The 23,277-nt window shown below is 74.7% G+C and carries 17 protein-coding genes; 11 read left to right on the forward strand and 6 right to left on the reverse strand.

What is annotated here, in order from left to right; all coding sequences use genetic code 11:
• Positions 1-22 precede the first annotated feature (22 nt).
• Positions 23-853 carry a tRNA pseudouridine(38-40) synthase TruA gene (gene truA / locus ACFO4E_RS16835; protein WP_378575934.1) on the forward strand — a complete coding sequence of 277 codons (831 nt, stop codon included), beginning with the start codon at positions 23-25 and terminating at the stop codon, positions 851-853.
• Between the two features lie 296 nt (positions 854-1,149).
• Here the strand turns inward: truA and ACFO4E_RS16840 are convergent, their stop codons facing one another.
• A complete protein-coding gene (locus tag ACFO4E_RS16840) occupies positions 1,150-3,210 on the reverse strand; it encodes a hypothetical protein (RefSeq protein WP_378575935.1) in 2,061 nt (686 codons plus the stop codon).
• 1,144 nt (positions 3,211-4,354) lie between these two features.
• On the opposite strand from ACFO4E_RS16840, the gene rplM reads away from it, so the two are divergent.
• The 3 genes from rplM (at position 4,355) to glmM (ending at position 6,912) form a co-directional block, all read left to right on the forward strand.
• A complete protein-coding gene (gene rplM / locus ACFO4E_RS16845; protein ID WP_378529529.1) occupies positions 4,355-4,804 on the forward strand; it encodes a 50S ribosomal protein L13 in 450 nt (149 codons plus the stop codon).
• Between the two features lie 35 nt (positions 4,805-4,839).
• Positions 4,840-5,355, forward strand: coding sequence for a 30S ribosomal protein S9 (gene rpsI, locus ACFO4E_RS16850; RefSeq protein WP_378575936.1), 516 nt, complete (start codon positions 4,840-4,842; stop codon positions 5,353-5,355).
• Positions 5,356-5,568: 213 nt separating this feature from the next.
• A complete protein-coding gene (gene glmM / locus ACFO4E_RS16855; RefSeq protein ID WP_378575937.1) occupies positions 5,569-6,912 on the forward strand; it encodes a phosphoglucosamine mutase in 1,344 nt (447 codons plus the stop codon).
• Positions 6,913-6,989: 77 nt separating this feature from the next.
• Here the strand turns inward: glmM and ACFO4E_RS16860 are convergent, their stop codons facing one another.
• Both ACFO4E_RS16860 and glmS read right to left on the reverse strand, forming a co-directional pair.
• The gene (locus ACFO4E_RS16860; RefSeq protein ID WP_378575938.1) at positions 6,990-8,507 is read right to left on the reverse strand and encodes a M1 family metallopeptidase; all 1,518 of its coding nucleotides are present in this window, start codon (positions 8,505-8,507) and stop codon (positions 6,990-6,992) included.
• Between the two features lie 329 nt (positions 8,508-8,836).
• Positions 8,837-10,690: a glutamine--fructose-6-phosphate transaminase (isomerizing) gene (glmS, locus tag ACFO4E_RS16865; protein ID WP_378575939.1), complete on the reverse strand. Its 1,854-nt coding sequence runs from the start codon at positions 10,688-10,690 to the stop codon at positions 8,837-8,839.
• A 351-nt stretch (positions 10,691-11,041) separates the two neighbouring features.
• Between glmS and coaA the strand changes: the two genes are divergently transcribed.
• The gene (gene coaA / locus ACFO4E_RS16870; RefSeq protein ID WP_378575941.1) at positions 11,042-11,947 is read left to right on the forward strand and encodes a type I pantothenate kinase; all 906 of its coding nucleotides are present in this window, start codon (positions 11,042-11,044) and stop codon (positions 11,945-11,947) included.
• A 43-nt stretch (positions 11,948-11,990) separates the two neighbouring features.
• Here coaA and ACFO4E_RS16875 read toward each other — a convergent pair whose 3' ends face one another.
• Complete coding sequence (locus ACFO4E_RS16875) at positions 11,991-12,512, reverse strand: DUF4913 domain-containing protein (protein WP_378575943.1); 522 nt, start codon at positions 12,510-12,512, stop codon at positions 11,991-11,993.
• Between the two features lie 229 nt (positions 12,513-12,741).
• Between ACFO4E_RS16875 and ACFO4E_RS16880 the strand changes: the two genes are divergently transcribed.
• Both ACFO4E_RS16880 and ACFO4E_RS16885 read left to right on the forward strand, forming a co-directional pair.
• The gene (locus tag ACFO4E_RS16880) at positions 12,742-13,446 is read left to right on the forward strand and encodes a Uma2 family endonuclease (RefSeq protein ID WP_378576090.1); all 705 of its coding nucleotides are present in this window, start codon (positions 12,742-12,744) and stop codon (positions 13,444-13,446) included.
• A gap of 156 nt (positions 13,447-13,602) precedes the next feature.
• Positions 13,603-15,099 carry an NAD(P)H-hydrate dehydratase gene (locus ACFO4E_RS16885; RefSeq protein WP_378575945.1) on the forward strand — a complete coding sequence of 499 codons (1,497 nt, stop codon included), beginning with the start codon at positions 13,603-13,605 and terminating at the stop codon, positions 15,097-15,099.
• A gap of 78 nt (positions 15,100-15,177) precedes the next feature.
• Here the strand turns inward: ACFO4E_RS16885 and ACFO4E_RS16890 are convergent, their stop codons facing one another.
• Positions 15,178-15,672 (reverse strand): NUDIX hydrolase, encoded by a 495-nt coding sequence (locus ACFO4E_RS16890; RefSeq protein ID WP_378575947.1) that lies wholly within the window; start codon positions 15,670-15,672, stop codon positions 15,178-15,180.
• A 143-nt stretch (positions 15,673-15,815) separates the two neighbouring features.
• On the reverse strand, positions 15,816-16,463 hold the full coding sequence (locus tag ACFO4E_RS16895; protein ID WP_378575949.1) for a TetR/AcrR family transcriptional regulator: 648 nt from the start codon (positions 16,461-16,463) through the stop codon (positions 15,816-15,818).
• 127 nt (positions 16,464-16,590) lie between these two features.
• Here ACFO4E_RS16895 and ACFO4E_RS16900 point away from each other — a divergent pair, with 127 nt between their 5' ends.
• The 4 genes from ACFO4E_RS16900 (at position 16,591) to ACFO4E_RS16915 (ending at position 23,115) form a co-directional block, all read left to right on the forward strand.
• Positions 16,591-17,652, forward strand: coding sequence for a hypothetical protein (locus ACFO4E_RS16900; protein ID WP_378575951.1), 1,062 nt, complete (start codon positions 16,591-16,593; stop codon positions 17,650-17,652).
• Positions 17,653-18,250: 598 nt separating this feature from the next.
• On the forward strand, positions 18,251-19,603 hold the full coding sequence (locus ACFO4E_RS16905) for a methyltransferase family protein (protein WP_378575953.1): 1,353 nt from the start codon (positions 18,251-18,253) through the stop codon (positions 19,601-19,603).
• A 665-nt stretch (positions 19,604-20,268) separates the two neighbouring features.
• The gene (locus tag ACFO4E_RS16910) at positions 20,269-22,437 is read left to right on the forward strand and encodes a PrsW family intramembrane metalloprotease (protein WP_378575955.1); all 2,169 of its coding nucleotides are present in this window, start codon (positions 20,269-20,271) and stop codon (positions 22,435-22,437) included.
• Positions 22,438-22,644: 207 nt separating this feature from the next.
• Complete coding sequence (locus ACFO4E_RS16915) at positions 22,645-23,115, forward strand: DUF6194 family protein (protein WP_378575957.1); 471 nt, start codon at positions 22,645-22,647, stop codon at positions 23,113-23,115.
• Positions 23,116-23,277: the final 162 nt, after the last annotated feature.

Raw genomic sequence — 23,277 nt, forward strand, 5'->3', positions numbered from 1 at the left:
CTGTCGTAGAGGGGCGAAGGACATGAGTGGGGCCGGAGCGGTCCGGGTGCGGCTGGACATCGGCTACGACGGCACGGAGTTCTCCGGCTGGGCGGAGCAGCCGGGGCGGCGCACCGTCCAGGGGGAGCTGCAGGAGGCGCTGGCGCGCGTCCTGCGGGTGGAGGCGGCGCGGCTCACCGTCGCCGGGCGCACCGACGCGGGCGTGCACGCCCGCTGCCAGGTGGCGCACGTCGACCTCCCGGCCGGCGTGTGGGAGGCGGAGGGGGACCGGCTGCTGCGCCGGCTGGCCGGGGTGCTGCCCGCCGATGTCCGGGTGCGGGAGGTGGCCCGCGCCCCCGAGGGCTTCGACGCGCGGTTCTCCCCGATGTTCCGCAGGTACGTCTACCGGGTCAGCGACGCGCCCGGCGGCGTGGACCCGCTGCGCCGGCGCGACGTCCTGTGGCACAAGCGCCCGCTGGACGTCGACCGGATGAACGCCGCGGCGGCCGAGCTGATCGGGGAGCACGACTTCGCCGCGTTCTGCCGCAGGCGTGAGGGTGCGACGACCATCAGGGAGCTGCTGCGCCTGTCGTGGGAGCGCGAGGGCGACCACCTCTACGCGGGCACCGTCCAGGCGGACGCGTTCTGCCACAACATGGTGCGCGCCCTGGTGGGTGCGCTGCTGGCGGTGGGCGACGGCCGCCGCGGGCCCGACTGGCCGCGGCGGGTCCTGACCGCCGGGGTGCGCGACTCCGCGGTCCACGTGGTGCCCCCGCACGGCCTCACCCTGGAGGAGATCCGCTATCCGGCCGAGACCGGCCTCGCGGCCCGCGCGACCGCCACCCGGCGCGTGCGCACCCTTCCGGGGGTCTGAGGGGGCCGCCGCGGAATCGAGTGGAGCCCCGGCGGATCCGGCGCCGGGATGACCGGAGGCGGGGCCGTGTACAGCTGCCGTCGCCCCTCAGCGGGGGCGGCGGCGTTCGGGCACCGGGATGCGGGACCGCGCCGGGCGGAGGGGACGGATCGGATCCCCGCGCCGTTGGGGACGGCAGGGCCCCGATCGGCCCGGACCGGCGCCTCGCCGCCCCGCCGCCGAGCGGGATGAACCGGGGGGCGCCGGAGCGCGGCCGGGGCCGGCCCGGGTGCGGTGTCCCGGGCCGGCCCGCCGGGTCAGCCGGACTGTTCGGCCAGCGGCTCCATCGGGACCTCGACGAAGTCGTCGCTGAGCTCCGACAGTTCATCGGACTGGCCGGCGGCGGCACGGCCGTCGCTGTTGGCGGCCAGGGAGTACAGCAGGTAGGGGCCCCACTGCCCCCCGGAGCCGTGCCCCGCGGCGAAGGCCATGCGCTCGGCGCCGGTGCCCTCCTGGCCGGCGAGGCCGGCGAACCACTCACCCTCGCCGGGGTCCTGCGCCTCCAGCGCGGCGCCGGCGTCCTCGGGGGTGCCCATGGCCGCGATGCCGACGGTGACCGCCCGTGTGGCGTCCTCGTTGACGTAGGTCGCGCGGACGATCTGCCGGCAGTCGTTGTCGGCGAGCACCTGGCCGTATTCGCCGTGGGCGACGGTGTCGCAGTCGGTGGTGTCGTCGGTGATGGCGAGCGTGTAGGGCTGCCCCGCGACCTCGACGTCACCGGGGAAGAGGTCCCCCGATTCGAGGGACGCGGGAGAGGCCGGAGCGTCGCCCCCGGCGATCCCGGCGCCGCCGGAACCGCCGCTGGTGGCCACCCAGAACGCCCCGCCGCCGCCTGCCACGAGTAGCACCACGAAGCCGACGCCCATCAGGACCTTCGCGGTGGTGCTCAGCCCGCCGCCGGATCCGCGATCGGAGCCCCGGCCGGGACCGGGCGGGGGCGTGTAGTCGTCCATGCCCGACAGGTTGATCTCGGCCGTGGCGTCACCGCCGCGCGGCGACTCGTCGCGGAACATCTGCCGGCCGCCGTACTCGGCGGTCACCGGCGGGATGGCCTGGGTGGCGCCGTCGTCGACGACCGCGTTCATGTTCTGGGTGGCCGCCCCCGCATCGGGCGGGAACACGGGCGCTTCCTCGACGGAGTCGGGCACGGGCGTGCCGGGCTGCACGATGCGGCCCTGAAGGGGCTGCTGCGGGTCGGCGGGGACGGTGCCCCAGGGGCCGCCCATGGGCTGCCGGCCGCCGGTGGGACCGCCCATGCCGCCCATGGGAGGGTGCCCGCCTGTGGGCCCGCCGGGGTAGGTCGGCGCGCCGGTGGGGCCGCCCATCGGCCGCTGTCCGCCCGTGCCCGCCCCCGGGTAGGCCGGCGCACCCTGCGGCGGCTGCTGGGGGCCGGTCGCCGGGGCCGCGCCCAGGGGGAGCGGGGCGGCGGGCAGGCCCGGCCGGGCCGGAGCCGGCGCGGGGCCCTGCCCGCCGGGGAACCCGCCCTGCTGGACGGGGCCCGGCGCCTGGGCGCCGTAGGGGCCGCCGGGGTAGCCCGGCTGCGCGTTCTGGTGGCCCGGGTCCCCATAGGCCGGGGGCTGGGGCGCGCCGGGGCGGCCGGGGGCGGTGAAGGGCTGCTGCCCGCCCGTTGGGGAGGGCGGGGCCATGGGGCCCTGGCCGGCGGCCGGGTCCATGGCGGGCCGGTGCCCGCCGGACGACGCGCCCACCTGGTACTGGTCGGCATCGGGCGCGCCGGTGGGCTGCCCGTGCAACGGGTACTGGCCGCCGGTCGGGGGGACGTGCGGCTGCGGCGGCTCCTGCCCGGGCGCCGGCCACTGGCCCGCGGCGGGGTAGGCCGGCGCCCCGGGGGCCGCCGACATCGGGTACTGGCCGCCCATGTGCTGCCCCTGTCCCTGGGCGTCGTACTGCGGCCCGTGGGGCCCCTGCGGCCCCCGGGGCTGCTGCGCGGCGGCGGACGGGCCCATGGGATGCCGGCCGCCGGTGGGCGAGGGCATCGGCGGCTGTCCGCCGGCGGGCCCCGCCATGGGGTACTGGCCGCCCGTTGGCGGCCGCCCCGGCGGGTAGGCCGCCGCGGGCGGTGCGCCGTGGGGCTCGCCGGGGTGCCCCGGCGGGACGGGGCCGTGCGCCGCCGGCCCCTGCGGGGGGTACTGCGGGCCCGAGGCGGCCTGCGGCGCCCCGTGCGCCTGGGGCCCGCCCGGAGCGGTGTAGGGCCCCGGCGCGCCGGGGGCGTCGGCCCCGTACGGCGCGGCCGGTGCCGGGTCGGGGGGCGGGGCGATGGGGAAGGGGTGCGTGGAGTCGTCGGCGGGACCCTGGCTCATGGCGTCACCTTGGCGCTGCGGTCGGCCATCGGGGCCAGGGCGGCCGTCATTGGGATCATCTGCAGACTCCTTGCATGGAACCCCCGGTCGCGGCCGGAGGGCGAACACATCCTGGGACAGGCGCGTGTGATAGCTTCAACACGCTCGGTTAGGGAAATCCAAGGTATCCGGGCCTACCGCCCGGTCGGCGGCGAGTGATGTCTACGGGGCTCGGGTGCGACCACTGGGCGTTACACCGTCCATTGCCTCGGTTCGGGGGCGGCTGCGGGCCGGGGCGGACATCCGGTCCGCCGGTGCGGGATCCTCCGTTCACGGGGGAAGGACGCCGGGCGGGTGCGGGGCGATGACCCGAAGCGTTCGTTGGCGGGACCCGTCCATGTGGCTCCAGGTGAGGCCGTAGGCGTCGATCGGCGGGCGACCGGGCCGGAGCTGCCGGCCGCGGCGCGCCTCCCACCCCGGGTATCGGCTGTGCGGGCCGACGATAGCCGCTCGACGCGGGACGGCCCGTGGTGGTGGGCGTCGGCCCCGGTCTCCGGTGGCGGTCCCTCGCCGTTCGGGAGGCGCCGACACGGGCGTGCCGCGTGCGGCCGGAGTGCCCACCGGGGTCGGGGCGGTGCGCGCGGCGCGCCGGGGAGAGGCCGCGGCGTGTGCGCGCTATGCTCGCATCCGACTTTAGCGCCCCCTTCGACACGGGTGGGCGAGTATGACGGTAATCTCCCAAGTCCTGATATCCGGTTCGTATCGCGCACCGGCGGCCGTGCCCCTGCCGGGATCCCGCCCGACCCGCCCCCGCTCCGAGGGCGGGCGGCGCCGTGATCCGGCCAAACCACTCATCGGGCAGGGCATAATGAGAGTGGAGTAATCACGGATCGCGGTGTCGCCAGGGTTGGGTCCAAGATCGAGCAGAGTACGATCGTGGGCCGTTTTGACCTGTGGTGCCTCCGATCGGTATGATACTCCGTCGTTGTGCGTTGAGTTGCCGTGGGTTCCCGCGCTTTCCGCTGGGCGCCGATCACGCATCATTGTCTGCGCACTCAATCGTCGGTACGTCCCTCATACGACGGACCGCCGGCCCGGAAATTACGAGTTCTCCATCTCCGTCCGCGGGGATGGACCCCGCCGACTGAGACGAAGGCATACGATCGTGCGCACATACAGCCCCAAGCCCAACGATGTCCAGCGTCAGTGGCACGTCATCGACGCCAGCGATCTCGTGCTCGGACGGCTGGCCAGCCACGTCGCCACGCTGCTCCGGGGCAAGCACAAGACCTACTACGCGCCCCACATCGACACCGGCGACTTCGTGATCATCGTGAACGCCGACAAGGTGGCGCTGACCGGCCGCAAGCTGGAGCAGAAGCGGGCCTACCGGCACTCGGGCTACCCCGGCGGTCTGCGTTCCGTCGCCTACAGCGAGCTGATGGCGAAGCAGCCCGAGCGCGCCGTCGAGAAGGCCGTCAAGGGCATGCTGCCCAAGGGTTCCCTCGGCCGCCAGATGGCCAAGAAGCTCAAGGTGTACGCCGGCGCGGAGCACCCGCACCAGGCTCAGAAGCCGGTGCCGTTCGAAATCAAGAAGATCGATCAGCCCGCTTAGGCGTTCGCGAGAGTCAAGGAATTACGAGGAGAACCGTGGTCGAGCCCACCGGCATCGAAGACGCCGCAGCACAGGACTTCGAGGAGAACTCCGAGGAGTTCCCCGCGGAGTACACCACCGAGACGCCTGAGGCGTCCGTCGAGGGATACGTCCCCACCGCGTCCGGCCCCGGCGCCGGAACCGGCCGCCGCAAGCAGGCCATCGCCCGCGTCCGCATCACCCCCGGCTCCGGGGAGTGGAAGGTCAACGGCAAGCCGCTGGAGGAGTACTTCCCCGACAAGGTGCACCAGCAGCTCATCAAGGAGCCCCTGGTCACCCTCGGCTTCGAGGAGGCCTACGACGTCTTCGCGCGGCTGAACGGCGGCGGCCCCAGCGGTCAGGCCGGTGCGCTGCGCCACGGCATCGCGCGTGCGCTCGCCGGGCTCGACCCCGAGAACAACCGCCCGCCGCTGAAGAAGGCCGGCTACCTCACCCGCGACTCCCGCGAGGTCGAGCGCAAGAAGGCCGGTCTGAAGAAGGCCCGCAAGGCTCCGCAGTACTCCAAGCGGTAACAACCCCGCCGGGAGCCGCGCGGACCACGGTCCGCGCGGCAGGCTAGGCCCGCCGGTCCCCCCGCTCAGGGGGTGGCCTGTGCGGGCCACAGCTGTTTCCGGGTGGGTGGTGCGGGGCCGGGGCGTCCGGTCGCGGCCCCGCGGACCGCACGCGGCTTCCCAACTCGATGCTGTCCGCTTAGCTGTCTGCTTATACGAAGGGGCGAATGGTCCGTGGCTCGGCTGTTTGGTACCGACGGAGTCCGGGGGGTCGCCGGGCGCGACCTCACCGCCACCCTGGCGCTCGATCTCGCCGCGGCGGCGGCACGGGTGCTCACCCCCGAGGCGCGTGACGAGGGGGCGCGGCCGAAGGCGGTCGTCGGCAGGGATCCCCGCGCCTCCGGGGAGTTCCTGGAGGCGGCCGTGGTCGCCGGCCTGGCGGGCGCCGGCGTCGACGTCGTCCGGCTCGGGGTGCTGCCCACGCCGGCGGTGGCCTACCTGACAGCGGAGCTGGACGCCGACTTCGGGGTCATGCTGTCGGCCAGCCACAACCCCGCCCCCGACAACGGCATCAAGATCTTCGGCCGGGGCGGGCAGAAGCTCGCCGACTCCGCCGAGGACGAGATCGAGGAGGCCGTCGGCGTCGCCCACGAGGACGCGGTGGGTGCCGCCGTCGGCCGCGTCACCGATGCCGACGACGGCGCCGAGCGCTACATCGCCCACGTGGTGGCCTCGCTCGGCCAGTCGCTGAACGGCCTGCGCGTGGTGGTCGACTGCGCGAACGGCGCGGCGTCCTCGGTCGCCCCCGAGGCGCTGCGCCGCGCGGGGGCCGAGGTCATCACCATCGGCGACGCGCCAGACGGCCTCAACATCAACGAGGGCTGCGGCTCCACCCACCTGGAGGAGCTCCAGGAGGCGGTCCGCCGGCACGGCGCCGACGCGGGGATCGCCCACGACGGCGACGCCGACCGCTGCCTGGCGGTGGCGGCCGACGGTTCGGTCGTCGACGGCGACCAGATCCTCGCGATCCTGGCGCTGGAGCTACAGGAGTCGGGCCGCCTCGCCAAGGACACGCTGGTCGTCACGGTGATGTCCAACCTGGGGCTGAAGCTGGCCATGCGCGAGGCCGGGATCACCGTCGTCGAGACCCCGGTGGGGGACCGGTACGTCCTGGAGGCCATGCGCGAGGGGTCGTTCTCGCTGGGCGGCGAGCAGTCGGGGCACGTGGTGCTGCTCGACCACGCCACGACCGGCGACGGCCTGCTGACCGGGCTGCACCTGCTGGGCGCCATGAGCCGGCGCGGCCTGGCGCTGGGCGAGCTGGCCAAGGTCATGACCCGGCTGCCGCAGGTCCTCATCAACGTCCGCGGCGTCGACCGGACCCGCGCCGCGACCTCGCGGGAGCTGGCCGCGGCGGTCCGCGAGGCGGAGGCGGAGCTGGGCGAGTCCGGCCGCGTCCTCATCCGCCCCAGCGGCACCGAGCCGATGGTCCGCGTCATGGTGGAGGCCGCCGCCGAACCCCACGCCCACGAGCTCGCCGAGCGCCTCGCCGGGGTCGTCCGCACGACGCTGGGCTGATCGTCCGGCCGTACACCGGCCGGTGCGTGTGGGGCGCCCCCTGCCCGGGGGCGCCCCACACGCGTTCGGGCGCCCGGTCAGCCGGTGCCGGCGGTGTGCAGCAGTTCGTGGTTGTCGCGGATCCGCTGCCAGGACGCGGGCTGTTCCGGGGCGGAGCGGGTGGTGACCGCCGACGCGGCGGCGGTGTCCAGGGCGGGGCGGCCCGGGGTGTAGAGCCAGGCGTCGTAGAGGTCGCCGAGGTCCCGGCCGGAGATCTTCTCCGACAGGGCGGTGAACTCCGCCACCGAGGCGTTGCCGTGGGCGTGCTCCTCCTGCCAGGTGGTGAGGAGTTCGGTGAAGGCGTCGTCGCCGATCTCCTGGCGGAGGGCGTGCACGGCAAGGGCGCCGCGGTCGTAGACGGCGGGGTGGAAGACGTTCTCCGGGCCGGGGTCGCCCGGGGCGACCTTCCAGAACCCGTCGTCCTCGGGGTACAGGTGGTAGGTGTAGTCGGCCAGTTCCTGGGCGGTGCCCTCGCCCTCTTCCTCCGACCACATCCACTCGGCGTAGGTGGCGAAGCCCTCGTTGATCCAGATGTCCTGCCAGCCGGCCACCGAGACGTGGTCGCCCCACCACTGGTGGGCGAGCTCGTGGGCCACCACATAGGTGTTGGAGCCGCGTGCGAAGAACGCGTGGCTGTAGACCGGCCGGGTCTGGGTCTCCAGGGCGAAGCCGAGGTCGGCCGCCGGGCCGGCGACCACGCCGCCCACGGCGTTGTAGGGGTAGGGGCCGAAGCTCTCCTCCTGGAACCCGATGATCTCCTCGCCCCGCTCGATGCTGGCCTTCGCCGGGCCGGCCAGTGACCCGAGGCCGTCGCTGTAGGCGTTGTAGACGGGCAGCCCGGAGGCGGTCTCGTCCTCGTGGGTCTCGTAGCCGCCGATGGCCAGGGTGGCGAGGTAGGTGGCCGACGGCTCGTCCTGGCGCCACGTGGAGGTGGTCCGGCCGGCGCGGGTGGTCTCGCCGGTCAGGACGCCGTTGCTCACCGCGCTGGTTCCTTCGGGGACGGTGATCGCGACGTCGAAGGTCGCCTTGTCGCGCGGGTGGTCGTTGGCGGGGAACCACCACCACGACGCCTCGGGCTGGCCGAGCGCGATGGCGCCGTCGGGGGTGCGGTTCCACCCGGTGAGTGAGCCGTCGCCCCACTGCACGGTCGAGGGCACGTCTGCGTACTTCACGACGACGGTCAGCCGCCCGCCCTCGGCGATCGGCCGGGCCGGGGTGATGACGATCTTGTGCTCGCCGCTCCGCTCGGCGTCCGCCGCCTTGCCGTTGACCCGGACGGAGTCGACGTCCAGCAGGAAGTCCAGGCTGAAGGAGTCGAGGTCCTCGGTGGCCTCGGCCACGAGCGTGGCGGTGCCCGTCAGCCGGTCGGTGCGCGGGGTGTAGCCGAGCCGCAGGTCGTAGTGGGCGACGTCGTAGCCCGTGTTGCCGTAGGTGGGGAAGTACGGGTCGCCGATGCCGTCGCCGGGGGCCGCGGCCGCCGCGGTCCCGGGGGAGGTGGCCAGCAGGAGCGCCGCCAGAACGGTGATGCCGCCGTGTCGGAGCCGACGTCGTGGCATGTGGTCGTCCTTCCGTGTGCGATGGGGCGCCGTGGGCGCCGGTGGGGGCGGTGCGTTCGCCGTGCCCGCCCGCGACCCGGCGGCGGGCCGCACCATCCCTGTGCCGCGTGCGCCGCGCCGTGCCGGGCGCTGACCATGCGATACCTCGGCGCTCCCGGAGTCAAGCCCCGTGCGAAGCCGTGCGCCCCCCTGCGCGCGGCCGGAAGCGGACACGCGCGGGGGAGGCCCGCGGAGGCGTGCCCGGACGCGCGCACGGGGACGCACGGAAGGGGCGGGCCCGTGTCCACGGGCCCGCCCCCTCCGGCGGTCTGCGCTCCTGCGCCGGCCGCCTACTCCACGGTCACGCTCTTGGCGAGGTTGCGGGGCTGGTCGACGTCGTTGCCCTTGGCCAGGGCGAGCTCGCAGGCGAACACCTGCATCGGGATCGTGGCCACCAGCGGCTGGAGCAGCGTGGGGACGGCGGGGATCTCGATCAGCTCGTCGGCGAACGGCCGCACCGTGTCGTCGCCCTCCTCGGCGATCACGATGGTGCGGGCGCCGCGGGCGCGGATCTCCTGGATGTTGGAGACGATCTTGTCGTGCAGGACGCCGCGGCCCTCGCGCGACGGAACCACGACCACCACCGGCAGGCCGTCCTCGATCAGCGCGATCGGGCCGTGCTTCAGCTCGCCGGCGGCGAACGCCTCGGCGTGCATGTAGGCCAGCTCCTTGAGCTTCAGCGCGCCTTCGAGGGCGACCGGGTAGCCCACGTGGCGGCCCAGGAACAGCACCGTGCCGGAGTCGGCCAGCGAGTGCGCCAGCTCCCGGACCGGGCCGACGGTCCCGAGGACCCGCTCGACCTGGGCCGGCATGTTCGCCAACTGCTCGATGACCGCGTTGATCTCGTCGCCGAACTTGAGGCCGCGCACCTGCGCCAGGTACAGGCCCACCAGGTAGCAGGCCACCAGCTGGGTGAGGAAGGTCTTGGTGGCGGCCACGCCGACCTCGGGCCCGGCGTGGGTGTAGAGCACGCCGTCGGACTCGCGCGGGATCGTGGAGCCGTTGACGTTGCAGATGGCCAGCACGCGGGCGCGCTGCTCGCGGGCGTAGCGCACCGCCATCAGGGTGTCCATGCTCTCGCCCGACTGGGAGATCGCGATGACCATGGTCTGCCGGTCCAGGATGGGGTCGCGGTAGCGGAACTCGCTGGCGACCTCGACCTCGCAGGGGATGCGGCACCAGTGCTCGATGGCGTACTTGGCGATCAGCCCCGCGTGGTAGGACGTGCCGCACGCGATGATCACGATCTTCTCGATCTCGCGCAGCTCCGACGGTGCCAGCCGCATCTCGTCGAGGGTCAGCGTGCCGTCGACCCCGACCCGGCCCAGGAGGGTGTCGGCGACCGCCTGCGGCTGCTCGACGATCTCCTTGAGCATGAAGTAGTCGTAGCCGCTCTTCTCGGCGGCGGAGGCGTCCCAGTCGACGTGGAACTCGCGCACGTCGGCGGGGTTGCCGTCGTAGTCGGTCACGGTCACGGAGTCGCGGCGCAGCTCGACGACCTGGTCCTGGCCCAGCTCGATGGCGTCGCGGGTGTGGGCGATGAAGGCGGCGACGTCGCTGGCGAGGAAGTTCTCGCCCTGGCCCCGCCCGACGACGAGCGGGGAGTTGCGGCGCGCGGCGACCACGAGCTCGGGGTCGTCGACCGACATCGCGACGAGGGTGAACGCGCCCTCCAGGCGGCGGCAGACCGCGCGCATGGCGGCGGTGAGGTCGGCGTCGCCCTGCGCTTTGAGCTCCTGCGAGAGGAGGTGGGCGGCGACCTCGGTGTCGGTCTCGGAGGTGAACTTGCAGCCGCGCTCCTCCAGCTCCAGGCGGAGGGGGGCGAAGTTCTCGATGATCCCGTTGTGGATCACGGCGACGCGGTTGTCGCCGTCGGTGTGCGGGTGGGCATTGACGTCGTTGGGCGCGCCGTGCGTCGCCCAGCGCGTGTGCCCGATGCCGATCCCGTCGGCCGAGCGGGGGGCCTGCTCCAGGGCGGCCCGGAGGTTGGCGAGCTTGCCCGCGCGCTTCTCGGTCTCCAGCCGGCCGCCGGACAGGACGGCGATCCCCGCGGAGTCGTATCCGCGATACTCCAACCTTGCGAGACCGTCCACGACGACCTCAAGCGCCGGTTGCGGCCCGACGTAGCCAACGATTCCGCACATGGCCGCCAGCGTAGCCAATGATCGGCCGTTCTCCGACCTTCCACCGAACCAGACCATTCGTCGTTTTCCCAGGTAACGGTATAGACCACTGGGTGGTGGGCGGGTAGACCGCGCACGTCAGGAGGGCATCGGCGGCCTCCGGTGCGGCCCGCCCCGAGGCGCGGACGGGCCCGAAAAAAAATCTCCCGGCGTGTCTGATTCCTCCCGGGGGATCCGCTCCCGTGTACGCGCCCGGCGGCGCCCGCGGAGCGTTCCCGGCTCCGGGGCGGTGCGGGGGGCGCCCGATGCGCTCGTCTAGTGTGGACAAACGTGGCCAATCAAGCGACGAAGAATGGCGTCTCATCGCCGTATGTGGAGCTGGACCGGCAGGCATGGGCGGCGCTGCGCGATTCCACCCCGCTCTCCCTGACCGAAGCCGAGCTGGAGGACCTGCGCGGGACGACCGATCCCACGTCGCTCGATGACGTCCGCGACATCTACCTTCCGTTGTCGCGGCTGCTGAACCTGTACGTCAAGGCGACCCGGCAGCGGCACGCGGCGGTGCGGGGGTTCCTCGGCGAGGACGACCGGCCCGCCCCGTTCATCATCGGCGTCGCCGGCAGCGTCGCGGTCGGCAAGTCCACCACCGCCCGGCTGCTGCGGACGCTGCTCGCCCAGTGGCCCGACCACCCCAACGTGGAGCTGGTCAGCACCGACAACTTCCTCTACCCCAACGCGGTCCTGAAGGACCGCGAGATCATGAACCGCAAGGGCTTCCCGGAGAGCTACGACCGGCGGGCGCTGGTGCGGTTCGTCTCCGAGGCCAAGGCCGGCGCGCCGCGCATGGACATCCCCGTCTACTCGCACCTGGCGTACGACATCGTGCCCGGCGCCGTGCAGACCGTGCACCGCCCCGACATCCTCGTCCTGGAGGGCATCAACGTGCTCCAGCCCCCGCTGCCCGGGCGGCTGGCGGTGGCCGACTTCTTCGACTTCTCCATCTACGTCGACGCGAGGGTGGAGCACATCCGGTCCTGGTACCTGGACCGGTTCCTGGAGCTGCGGCGGACCGCGTTCTCCGACCCCCGCTCCTACTTCCACGCGATCGCCACCACGGTGGAGGAGGAGCGCGCCAAGGAGTTCGCGCTGAACACGTGGCGCACCGTCAACGAGGTCAACCTCGTGGAGAACATCCTGCCGACCCGCGGGCGGGCCACGCTCGTCCTCTACAAGGGCGAGGACCACCGGATCCGCCGGGTGCGGCTGCGCAAGACCTGACGCCCTGCCCGGCGGGCGCCGGGGCGGGGCACCGGGACCGCGGTCAGCGCGCCGGCGTGCGGGCGGGCGCCAGGCGGCGGCGCTCGACGTGCCCGGCGGGGGTCAGGCAGGCGGCGAAGGGGCCGCTGCCGGAGCACACCCGGTCCAGGAACGGGTCGAGGTGGTCGCTGTGCCACCGGCCCGGGCCCGAGGCGCCCACGGCGGCGGTGTCGGTGAGCTCGTCGTAGGCCAGCCGGAGTGCGTGCAGCCGGCCGACGGCCTCGTGGTGCTCCCACCACACCGGGCACCAGCCGGCGGTCTCGCCGACGTAGACGGGCACCAGGAAGTCGTTCACCCAGCTGACCAGCGAGGCGAGCTCGCCCCGGTAGGCGTCGCGGGACATGTTGAAGATGAACGGCGTGGAGTCGTCGGGGTCGGGCCGGGGCGGCGTGGCCGCGGCCAGCTCGGTCAGCTGTGTCTGCAGCCTGATGACGTCTGCGCCCAGCTTGTGCATGGCGTTCTGGAGGTGCGCGACACGCTTCGACAGCCCGTCGTCGGTCGCGATGCGGTCGTCCGTGGAGGTCATGCGGCGAGTCCCGTACTGCTGTCCGTGCCCGAAATGGCGTTCAGGCTAGTAAACCAGTGCCCGGGGGTCCGCCCGGGCGACGATGGGAAGGCTGCTTCGACCGTACGCCACCCCAGACACCGCCGGGGGCCACCCGCCTCCGGTTCGCGCCCGGACCTGCGGGTAGGTTCCGGGCTGCTGCGTGCGGCGATGGAAGAATCGACGGAAACACCATGACGGGATGACATCCATGGTTACTCTGGGCGACGAAAACGATCCGACCACCGGAGGTAGTGACATGGGCGCGCTCTCCGCGACCGCACCGAAGGCATCGGAGACGGAGGCACCAGAGGCCGAGGGGCACGGTGCTCCCGAGATGCCGCGAACTCAGGCCACTTCGTGGCCGGTGCCCCCGCCCGATGGCTACACCGCCGACGACCTCGACCGGCTTCCGGATCTCCCCCCGCATACCGAGTTGATCGACGGGAGCCTCGTCTTCGTGAGTCCGCAAAAGCTGTTCCACATGCTGGTCCTGCGTCTGCTGGAGCGGTCCCTCGAACCCGCCTGCCCGAAAGGTCTCCGTGTGCGCCGCGAGATGACCGTGCTTCTCGGTCCGCAGCAGCGGCCGGAGCCCGACATCATGGTAGTCCGGGCCGATGCCGAGACGGGCAGTGACCAGACGTCCTACCCCGCCGATTCCGTCCTATTGGCCGTCGAGGTGGTCTCGCCCGACTCTCGGGCGCGCGATCGCGAGCGGAAACCGCAGCTCTACGCGAAGGCCGGCATCAAGCACTTCTGGCGGATCGAGGACGAGCAGGGAGGCGTGGTCGTCTACGTCTACGAACTGGACCCCGCCACCGGCGCCTACGTCGCCACCGGCGTCCACCGCAAGGAACTGAAACTCGGTGTGCCGTTCGACATCGAGATCGACCTGACGGAGATCGACGGGATGTAGTGCCGGTGTTCCGGGCCGTCCACGGGGCGGCCTTTTCCGTTGTGCACCGTGGTCGTTTCCGGCGGGCCGTATTCCGCCTGTCAGTCGCGTGGGGCATGCTCTCAGGAAGGGCGGGCGGAGGCCGCACCGACCGCCACGATGCCTGAGGAGGCCCCGGTGCGCCAGGCACACACGGTCGATACGGTCCGGGCCGCCGAGAACCGGCTGATGGCGCGGCTGCCCGACGGCGCCCTGATGCGGCGCGCCGCCGGCGCGCTCGCCACCGTCTGCTCCCGGATGCTCCCCCGTGTCTACGGGGCCCGTGTGGTCCTCCTGGTCGGCAGCGGCGACAACGGCGGCGACGCCCTCTACGCGGGAACGAACCTCGCCCGCCGCGGCGCGTCGGTGCGCGCGGTCCTCGCGGGATCGCGGGTGCACGAGGCCGGGCTGGCCGCCCTGCGGGGGGCGGGCGGGCGGGCGCTGTCCGTCCGGGGTGAGGAGGAGCAGGCGCGCGCCGACGCCGAGGCCGAGATCGCCGCCGCGGACCTGATCGTCGACGGCCTGCTGGGCATCGGCGGACGCGGCGGCCTGCGCGCGCCCCATTCCGCCCTCGCCGCGTGCGCCGAGGGCGCGTCCGCACCCGTGGTGGCCGTCGACCTGCCCAGCGGCATCGACGCCGACACCGGGGCCGTCGAGGGCGCCGCGGTGCGCGCCGACGTCACCGTCACCTTCGGTACCCACAAGCCCGGCCTGTTCGTCGACCCCGGGGCCGAACGCGCGGGCGTCGTGGAGTTCGCCGACATCGGGCTGGGCCCGGAGCTGCCCTTCGCGCGGCTGGAGGTCCCGCAGGCCGCCGACATCGCCGCCCTGCTGCCGTCCCCCGGCCGCGAGGCCGACAAGTACCGCCGCGGCGTCCTCGGCGTGGCGGCGGGCTCCCAGCGCTACCGCGGGGCGGCGGTCCTCACGGTCGGCGGGGCGCTGCGCGGGGGCGTCGGCATGGTCCGTTACGCGGGCCACGCGGACGCCGTCACCGAGGTGCTGCACCACTGGCCCGAAACGGTGGCGTCGGAGCTCGACCCGGTCGATCCGCTCGCCGCCCTTCCGGGGCGGGTGGCCGCGTGGGTGATCGGCCCGGGCCGCGGGCTGCACCCCATGTCCGTCCTGGAGCTGGAGGCGGTGCTCGACACCGCGCTTCCGGTCCTCGTCGACGCGGACGCGCTCACGCTGGTCGCCCGCAGCCCCGACCTGGTGCGCGCGCGGACCGCCCCGACCCTGCTCACCCCGCACGCCGGTGAGATGTCCCGGCTGCTGCGCGGCACCGACCGGGCCGCCATCGAGGCCGGCCGGCTGGAGCACGCCACCCGCGCCGCGGAAGAGTACGGCTGCACCGTGCTGCTCAAGGGGTCCACGACCGTGGTCGCCGAGCCGGGCCGGCCCGCTGTGGCCAACCCGACGGGCACCTCCCTGCTGGCGACCGCGGGGAGCGGCGATGTGCTGGCGGGGCTCACCGGCGCGCTGCTCTCCGGCGGGCTCGCCCCCCGCGAGGCGGCGGTGTGCGGCGCCTACCTGCACGGGCTGGCGGCCCGGCTGGCCCATGACGGCGCCCCGATCTCGGCGTCCGACCTCGTCCCCGCCATCCCCGAGGCGATCGGCACGGTGCTCGCCGCCGGGTGACGCTCCCGGAGGGGACGCCCGGCCCCACCCCGGCCGCCGCGGGGCGTGCCGCACGCCTCCGGACCGGGCCGGTGCCGGTCAGGCGCGGAGCGTGCGGGCGCGGCGCAGGGCGATGCCGACGATGTCGGCGATGAAGTAGTCGCCGGGGTCGCGGTGGTCGTGCAGCAGGTGCAGGTCGGCGTCCTCGACCCACAGGAACTCGGTGTGCTTGCCCGGCTCCAGCCGCGGGGCCGCCAAGTCGCCCTCGACGCGCACGAGGTAGTCCACCTCGTGGCGTTCGACGCCGTCGTCCGGGGTCCACACCAGCCGGTAGATCTCGGCGAGCACGCCGGTCAGCCGCCAGCCGGTCTCCTCGGCGATCTCCCGGGTGAGGGCGTCCAGCACGGTCTCGCCCGGCTCGACGTGCCCGCCGACGATGTCCCAGCAGTGGGGGAACACCTTGCGGCCGGGGGAGCGGCGCTGGGCGAAGGCCCGCCCGCTGTCGTCCACGATCACGGCGGCCGCCACCCAGCGGTTCCCGTCGTCGGTCGCGGGGAACACGATGTCCTCCGCCACCAGCACGTCCGTGCCCATCGGCCGCCTCCTTACTCCCCTACGGCGGCCGCCACCGGCGTGGCGGCCCGACCCGGCCGGCGCGGGCTCCGCGCGCCGGCCGGAGCCGTCCGCGTGCCCGTCCGACCGGCTCGGGCGCGCTTGTCCCGCCGGTCCGACCGACGCTACACCCCACCCGTCCCCGAGGAGCGCCGAGGGAGCCGGAGGGTGAGCAGCCTCGCGCGCGGGGCCAGCCGCGCCGCCAGCTCGAACACGCCCTCGGTGCGGCTGTGGTCGGCGTCCAGCACGGAGAACAGGTTCGCGCCGAGGTAGTAGGTGATCGCGCCGTAGGCGACCTCCCGGGCCGGGAGCAGCCGGGCCAGCGGCGACCCGCCCAGGACGCGCTCCCAGTTCTCCTCGATGAGGGCGATCCAGGGTTCGGCGCGCGCGTTGATCTCCGCGCGCAGGTCGGGGTTGGCGACCGCGGCGGCCACCAGTTCGCAGAACTCGGCGAGGTAGCCGCCCTCCAGGTCGGTGCGGTAGATCTCCACCGCCACCTCCACCAGTTCCTCCAGCGATGTGGCGCGGGCGGCGGCGGCGCCGTGCAGGGCCATGCGCTTCTCCGAGGAGCGGTCCAGCGCCGCGAGCAGCACCTGGTCGACGCCGCCGAAGTGGTAGAAGACCAGCGCCGAGTTCACCCCCGCCTCCTTGGCGATGGCCCGCGCCGAGGCCGCGGCGTAGCCGTCCTCGCGCAGGACCTTCCCGGCCGCCGTGATGAGGCGGTCGCGCGTCTCCTCGCTGGTCCGCTTGGTGTGCGGGGTGCTCTTGGCCACGGTGTGTCCCCCATGCGATGTCCGAGGCGCGGACGGCCGCCGCCGCGCCATCGCTTCATCATATGGTTTAATCAAGCGATTAAATCGCCTGCCGAACAAGGCGGCGGACGGGATGGAGGGAGCGACCGTGGACCAGGATCTTCCCCCGGATGGAGAACGGCCCGGCGGAGCCGGAGAGACCGGCGGAACCGGTGGCGCGGGATCCGGCGCCATCGGCTCCGGGCCGCCCTGCGAACCCGACCGCACCGCGGGCGCCCGCGCCCGCCTGCTCCTCGCCGGGGCGCTGACGGCGCTCTTCGGCGCGCTGCTGGCCTACCGGGTGCTCAAGGCCGGGAACCTGGAGCAGACGGCGCTGTTCTACGTCGGCATCCCGGCGGTCATCGCGCTCACCGTGGTGTTCACCGCGCGCCCGCGCTCGACGGCCGGGATCGCCATCGCCGTGACCACGATCGGGCTCCTGCTGGCGGGCCCGCTGCTCGACGAGGGGTTCGTCTGCCTGCTGATGGCCGCACCGCTCTTCTACCTGGTCGCGATGCTCGTCGGGTGGATGGCGGGGGAGGCGCGGCGTGGCGGCCGCCGGTCGCGGTGGCACGCCGCGGCCCTCGGCCCCGTCCTGCTGCTGCTGTGCGCCGAGGGCGTCGCCGGGGTCGCCTACCTCCCGCCGGCCGGTGAGGGGCGGGCCGCGGTGGTGGTGCCCGCCCCGCCCTCCGCGGTCACGTCCGCGCTGGCCGCGGAGCCCGACTACGCCCCGCCGCGGGCGCTCCTCTTCCGCGCCGTCCCCTTCCCCCGCCCCACCGCCGCCGAAGGGACCGGACTCGATGTCGGCGACCGGCGGCACATCGCGTTCACCCCGCGCCGCTCGCTCGGCCTGAACGCCGAGCCGACCCCGCGGGGCATGCTGCTGGAGATCACCGAGAGCCGGGTCGACGCCGATGGCGGCCGCGTCGTCTTCACCGTCGTGGACGACACCACGCTGGCGCGCTGGCTGGATCTGCGCGCGGCCGAGGCGACCTGGCGCGCGTCGGACGACGGCACCCGGATGGCCTGGACGCTGCACTACCACCGGACGTTCGAGCCGTCCTGGTACTGGTCGCCGGTCCAGCGCCACGCGATGGACCGGGCGGCGGGCTACCTGGCCGACACCTTCGCCGCCGGAGCGGCCGCCCCCGGGGAGGTGCCCGCGCCGTGAAGACCGCCCCCCGAAGCGCCCCCCGCCCCGAGCCCGCCCCCGCGACCGCGGACACGCGCGCGGCCGAGGCCCGCCGCCGCGGCTCCCCGGGGAGCGGCGGACGGCCGGGTACCCGGCGCAGGACCGATGGCCCCGCGGCGCCCACGCCGCGAGGAGCGGCCCCACCCACTCGACTCACCGCGGCGCCCGGGCCGTGGCGACGGCGCCGTTCGTCCGTTGATGCGGATGCGGAGCCGCGCGGACTCCGCCGCCCACGACGTCCGGGGCGGGAGGTCGAACCCGGACTGCGCCGGCCCGCGGCCGTACTCCCCCGGCCGGGCGCGGCCGGGGCGCGGGCGGTGCCCCGGGCGGTGACCCCGCCCTCCATATCGGTGAGCCGAGCGGCGACGCCATGGGGGATCGCCGGGCGCGCGGGGCCGTGGACGGCCTCCTCGCGGAGGCGGGACGGGAACCCGCGGCAGCCGTCGGCGGTGCGGCCGAGCGGGAGCGGCGGGTCGCACCGGATGCCTCGTGGCGGGACGGCGGCGGCCGGCCTCCGCTGCCCCGGGGGCCCGGAGACACCGGCCGGAGCAGAGCGCGGCCCGGCACGGGGCCTCCGATGACCGGCCCGGGGCCGGTCGCGATCGCGAGCGCGGCGGTCGCGGCCGCCGCGCCGCCGGGCGTCGTGCGGCCGGGCGGCCTGCCCGAGCTGTGGCACGATCCCGCACTCATCCGCGCGGTCGCCCTCTTCGGTCCGCTCGTGGCGGTCCTCGCCCTGGTGGCGGCGGCGCGCCCCACCGCGCGCGAGACCGCCGCCGCTGTCGTCGCGACGGCGTGGAACGCCGTGGTCCTCCTGCCGCTCAACCTGGTCGCCATCGACGCGGGCTGGTGGACGTTCCACGCCGAGGGCGCGGTCGCCCGCGGCGGACTGCCCGTCGACCTGTGGCTGGGCTGGTCGCTGCTGTGGGGGGCGCTGCCCGCGCTGCTCCAGCGCGACCTCCCGGCGCCGCTGGTCGTCGGGGTGCTCACGTGGCTCGACCTCATCCTCATGCCGCTGGCCGCCCCTATTGTCCGGCTGCATGAGGCGTGGATGCTCGGCGAGGCCGTCGGAATCGCCGTCGGGCTCGTCCCCGCCGTCGTACTCGCGAAGTGGACCCTGCGCGACCGGCGGCTCGGGCCGCGGGTCGCCGTGCAGGCCGTCCTGGCGGGGGCGCTCCTCCTGGCCCTGCCGCTCTACCTGGCCGGAATGCGGCCGGCGCCGGTGCCTCCGGTGCTCATGGGGATCGGCGTCCAGGTCGCGGCCGTGCTGCTGCTGCCCGGACTCGCCGCGGCCCGCGAGTTCGCGGTGGCCGGGCGCGGAACCCCGCTGCCCTTCGAACCACCCGTCCGCGTGGTCGACACCGGCCCCTACGCCTTCGTACGCAACCCGATGCAGCTCTGCGTCGTCCTCGGCTATCTGTCCTTCGCCCTCCTCGCCTGGGACGCGCGCCCGCTGATCGGCGCAGTGGTGGCCTTCGCGTGCGCGGCGGGCCCGGCGGCGGCCCATGAGGACGAACGCCTGCGCCGTTCCTTCGGCCCCGCCTGGGACCGCTACCGGGCGGGCGTGCGGCCGTGGCTGCCGCGCCCGCGCCCCTGGCCGGGCCGTACCCCGGCGGTGCTGTACGTGGCACGGGGGTGCGCCGTCTGCGCGCCGGTGGAGGGCTGGCTGGTGAGGCGGCGGCCGACCGCCTTGAGGGTCGCGGCGGCCGAAGCCCATCCCCGGCCGCTGCGGCGGCTCACCTACGAATCGGCCGACGGACTGCGCGCCACCGGCATCGCGGCGTTCGGTCGCGCGCTGGAGCACCTGCACCTGGGGTGGGCCCTGCTGGGCTGGGTGATCGGCCTCCCGGGGGTGGCCCGGTGCCTGGGCCTCTGCGCCGACGCCTTCGGCGCGGGCCCCCGCACCACATCACGAGCCGCCCCCGACGCCTGATCCGCCCGCTGATCTCCACCGCCCGGTGACGGGCGCGGTGCGGAGAAGCCGGCCGTCCTCGGAGCCGGGGCGCACGTCCACCGCGGCGCACCCGGTGCGCCCGTCCCCGACCGGGTGCGCGCGGAACGCGCCGCGCCGGCGGGACGGTCCGCACCGCGTCGGCGGCTGTCGGCACTGCGGCGGAGCCGCGCCCCCGCGCGGGGTATCGGGGCCCGGCATCGACGGCACGGCGGCTCCAGCGGCCCGTCGGTCCTGGCCCGATGGGCCGCTGGGGCCCGGTTCCCCCGCTGCCGTGGGTCGCGCGGTGGAGGTGCGCACGCGGGGCGGCCGTCGCCGCATCGGCGCCAGGGCGGGGGCGGCCGGTGCGGTTGCCCGGCATCCGAGGCACGGCCGGTGCGGGGCGGGCGCCGGGCCTGGTCGGGCGGGTGGGGGAGCCGTGCCGCGGCCCGGGGCGGGCGCGCATTGGGCGGTGCGGGGGATCGGACGGGCGGACGGCTGTGAGGGGTGAGGTCCGAGAGGCTTGGTGGCGGGCCGGATGCTCGCGATAACGTAGGCGATCCGCCGGTGGTATGCGCTCCGGCGCGAACGGCGCACCCCAAGCGGGCTGATACCGAACCTCCCCCCGGATCCGGGCACGCGTAAGGGACCTTATGGACGAACAGGCCATGATCACCCGAGACCTCGTGTTGCGCGTCTGCGCGAACGCAACCGAGTTCGACCAGGGGTGGACCCAGGCGGACCGCAAGATCGTCGTTCCCTTCACCGCCCCCCGCGACACCGCGCTCATCGCCCGGATCGTGGCGGCGGGCCGGGCGGTGGGGGCCGACCGGCTCCTGCTCTGCCGCACCCGCGCGGAGTACGCCTATGAACCCGTGACCGAGGTCTACCCCGACGTCGCCGGCGTCGTCCAGGTCATCCGCGGGTGGGGGGACGAGCCCACCGACCTGCTGGTCGCGGTCGAGGACTTCTCGGCCGCCGTCCTGGTCACCTCGACCGATCTGACCGTCGCCGCCGGTCCGGTCGACTTCCTGCGCCCGCTCATCGGCGCCGACACCGCCGAGGCGCGCACCCGCTTCGGCGAGGAGGCGCGCGACCAGCGCGACCCCGAACTCCTGAGCGCGGCACAGCGCTACGGCTGCCTGGAGCAGGGCGCCCGGCACGCGCGCTCCCCGCGCGGCCCCGGCGCCGACATCGCCGAGCGCCTGACGGTGCGCGTCCGCTCCTTCCGGGAGAAGCGCCCCGGCGCGGTCACCGCCTTCCGCGCCGCCCGCGGCGTGTGGGGCTGGGCGATGCTGGCGGCCCTCCTGCTCGCCCCCCTCATGGTCCCGGGGCTGTCGCCGCTGCTGCCCGTGGTGGCCGGTGTACTCTGGCTCGTCACGCAGATGGCCTGGCTGTCGCGATCGCGCACCGTCGGCTTCGCCACCCTCGTCCGGGTGCTGCTGCTCGGCGCGCTCATGCTCTGGCCGATCGCGCTCGCCGAACGCGCCCTGGCCGCACTCGTGGGGGCGTCCCCCGACGACTGGGTCGGCGCCACCTACATCGCGGTGCCGGTCGAGGAGATCGGCAAGCTCGTCCCGCTGCTGTTCGTGCGGCTGCTGGCGCGCCGCCGCTTCCGCCGCTTCGCCGCCGTCGACTACCTGCTGCTCGCCGCCGCCTCCGGAGCGGGGTTCCAGCTCGCCGAGGAGTCGCTGCGCGCCGTATCCGCCGCCTCCGCGGGCGCCGTCCTTCCCTCCGAGTTCGGGCTGTTCACCCTCTTCCCCGGCGCGACCCAGATCGCGGACACCGGGGTGTACTTCTCGGGGCACGGCGTGACCACCGCCCTGATCGGGGCGGCCTTCGGCCTGGCCGCGGTCGGGTGGCGCGCCTACGGGGCGTGGCTGTGGCTGCTGCCGGTCGCGGCCGTCTGGGTGGCGGGCGTGGAGCACATGGTCTTCAACGCGGCCGCGGGCGGTACGGAGCCCACCGCGGTCACCGGGGCGGTCCACGCGCTGATCGGCGGCGGCGCCGCGACCCGCTGGATCCTGCTCGTGCTGCTCGTCGCCGCCGTGCTGATGGACTACCGGATCGCCCGTCCGGCGGCGGACGGAGCTCCGCCACTGCCGGGCGAGCCGCCGCTCGCCGGCGCGCGCCGGTGGGCCTACGGCCGCGCCATCCGCCACGGGGTGCGGGTCCCCGGCGACATCGCCCCGCTGTTCCGCCGCATGGCGCTCGCCTGGGTGCGGCTGCCCATCGGCCTGACCCAGACGCTGTCGGCGATGCTGCACGAGTTCGCCGTGCTGCTGGTCGCCGCCCGCAGCGGGTTCCCGGCGCTCGCCGGATCCTGGCGCTACCTGCGGGAACGCCGTGGTTACGCCATGGGGGCGGCGCGGGCGGGCGAGAAGCCGTGGCGCCGCTTCCCGGCGCGGGACGATCTGAGCAGAACCGGCCGCGACCTGGAGTCCGCGCTCGGCATCAGCACCGCGGCGGCGGCCGCCGTGGCGATCGCCGCCGGATGGCTGACGGTGGTGCACCCCTGGTCGGTGCACGGCGCCGTCGACGGCACCGCATACGCGGCGGCGGTCCTGGGCGATGTCACCCGGTGGTACGGCGAGGTGCCGGCGTCGGACCGGGCATGGGTGTGGGTGGCGCTGGTCGCCGTCGTCAGCCTGCTGGGGTCGGGATGGACCCCGCCCGAACGCTTCCCCAGCATGGGGGACTTCCTGCGGGAGCCGGCCCGGGGGGCCGGCCGGTTCCTGGGCGCGTTCGCGCCCGGCCAGGTGGGCTACGCGGTCGCCGGAGCGCTGGGAGCGGTCCTCCCGCGCGGCACCGTGCGCCTGCTGCGGCCGCGCGCCTGAGCCCTCGGTCCCGCCCGCACCGCTGCGCCGATCCGGACGGGGAACCGGGACGAAGGGCCGCGCCCCGAACCGCGATCCTATGACGCGATTTTAGGGTTGTCGGTGAGGAAACCCCCATGTCCTGGGGTGTTGGCGACACAACCGCCAAAAAGCACTTCAATGTGACACTTGAAGGGTCGTATCTTCCGACCCGAAGGGGGCATTGGCGTGGACGCCGATGACATGAAGCGCCACATCTGCGAGGCGTTCGAGGGAGTGAGCGTCGCCGAGAGTTCCGGCGACATGTTCTTCAGCTACGACCCCGACGGCGATGTCGTCGCATCGGAGAGCTGGACCCCGTTCATCACGATCGTGACCGGCGACACCTACGACAGCGTCTCCGACCTGAGCCGGCCGGGCGCCTACCGGCTGAACATCGGGCTGACGAAGGCCACCTACACCGCCCGGTTCGGTGCCCCGCCGCAGGAGCGCGATGAGCACGGAGTCCTGGCGACCGGGTTCGACCACGCCGCGCGCGACGAGGTGATCCCGCATCCCGTCTACGCCTCGCAGTACTGGGTGTGCGTGGTCGAGCCCCGCAGGACCACGCTCGACGACGTCCGGCCGCTGCTCGACGAGGCGTACCAGCGGGCGGTCCGCGCCCACGCCGCCCGGCGCACGCGGCGGGCATCGGCCTGACGGCCCGCGCCGGCCCGGCCGGCCCGGCCGCGTGGGCGCCCCGAGCCCCGTGGTGCGTCCGTGCGCCCGGCCGACGACGACCGGTGGCCGGCCCGCACGTATCGGGACGGAGACGGCCGCCGGCATCCCCGGGAGGGCGGCGGCATGATCGGCCGAACGGCG

The organism is Nocardiopsis mangrovi (assembly GCF_042653925.1).
Lineage (GTDB): Bacteria > Actinomycetota > Actinomycetes > Streptosporangiales > Streptosporangiaceae > Nocardiopsis_B > Nocardiopsis_B mangrovi.

Coding starts and splice junctions, on each gene's coding strand:
- truA (WP_378575934.1), top strand. CDS start 23: ATGAGTGGGGCCGGAGCGGTCCGGGTGCGGCTGGACATCGGCTACGAC.
- ACFO4E_RS16840 (WP_378575935.1), bottom strand. CDS start 3,210: ATGAGCCAGGGTCCCGCCGACGACTCCACGCACCCCTTCCCCATCGCC.
- ACFO4E_RS16860 (WP_378575938.1), bottom strand. CDS start 8,507: ATGCCACGACGTCGGCTCCGACACGGCGGCATCACCGTTCTGGCGGCG.
- glmS (WP_378575939.1), bottom strand. CDS start 10,690: ATGTGCGGAATCGTTGGCTACGTCGGGCCGCAACCGGCGCTTGAGGTC.
- ACFO4E_RS16875 (WP_378575943.1), bottom strand. CDS start 12,512: ATGACCTCCACGGACGACCGCATCGCGACCGACGACGGGCTGTCGAAG.
- ACFO4E_RS16880 (WP_378576090.1), top strand. CDS start 12,742: ATGGTTACTCTGGGCGACGAAAACGATCCGACCACCGGAGGTAGTGAC.
- ACFO4E_RS16890 (WP_378575947.1), bottom strand. CDS start 15,672: ATGGGCACGGACGTGCTGGTGGCGGAGGACATCGTGTTCCCCGCGACC.
- ACFO4E_RS16905 (WP_378575953.1), top strand. CDS start 18,251: ATGACCGGCCCGGGGCCGGTCGCGATCGCGAGCGCGGCGGTCGCGGCC.
- ACFO4E_RS16910 (WP_378575955.1), top strand. CDS start 20,269: ATGATCACCCGAGACCTCGTGTTGCGCGTCTGCGCGAACGCAACCGAG.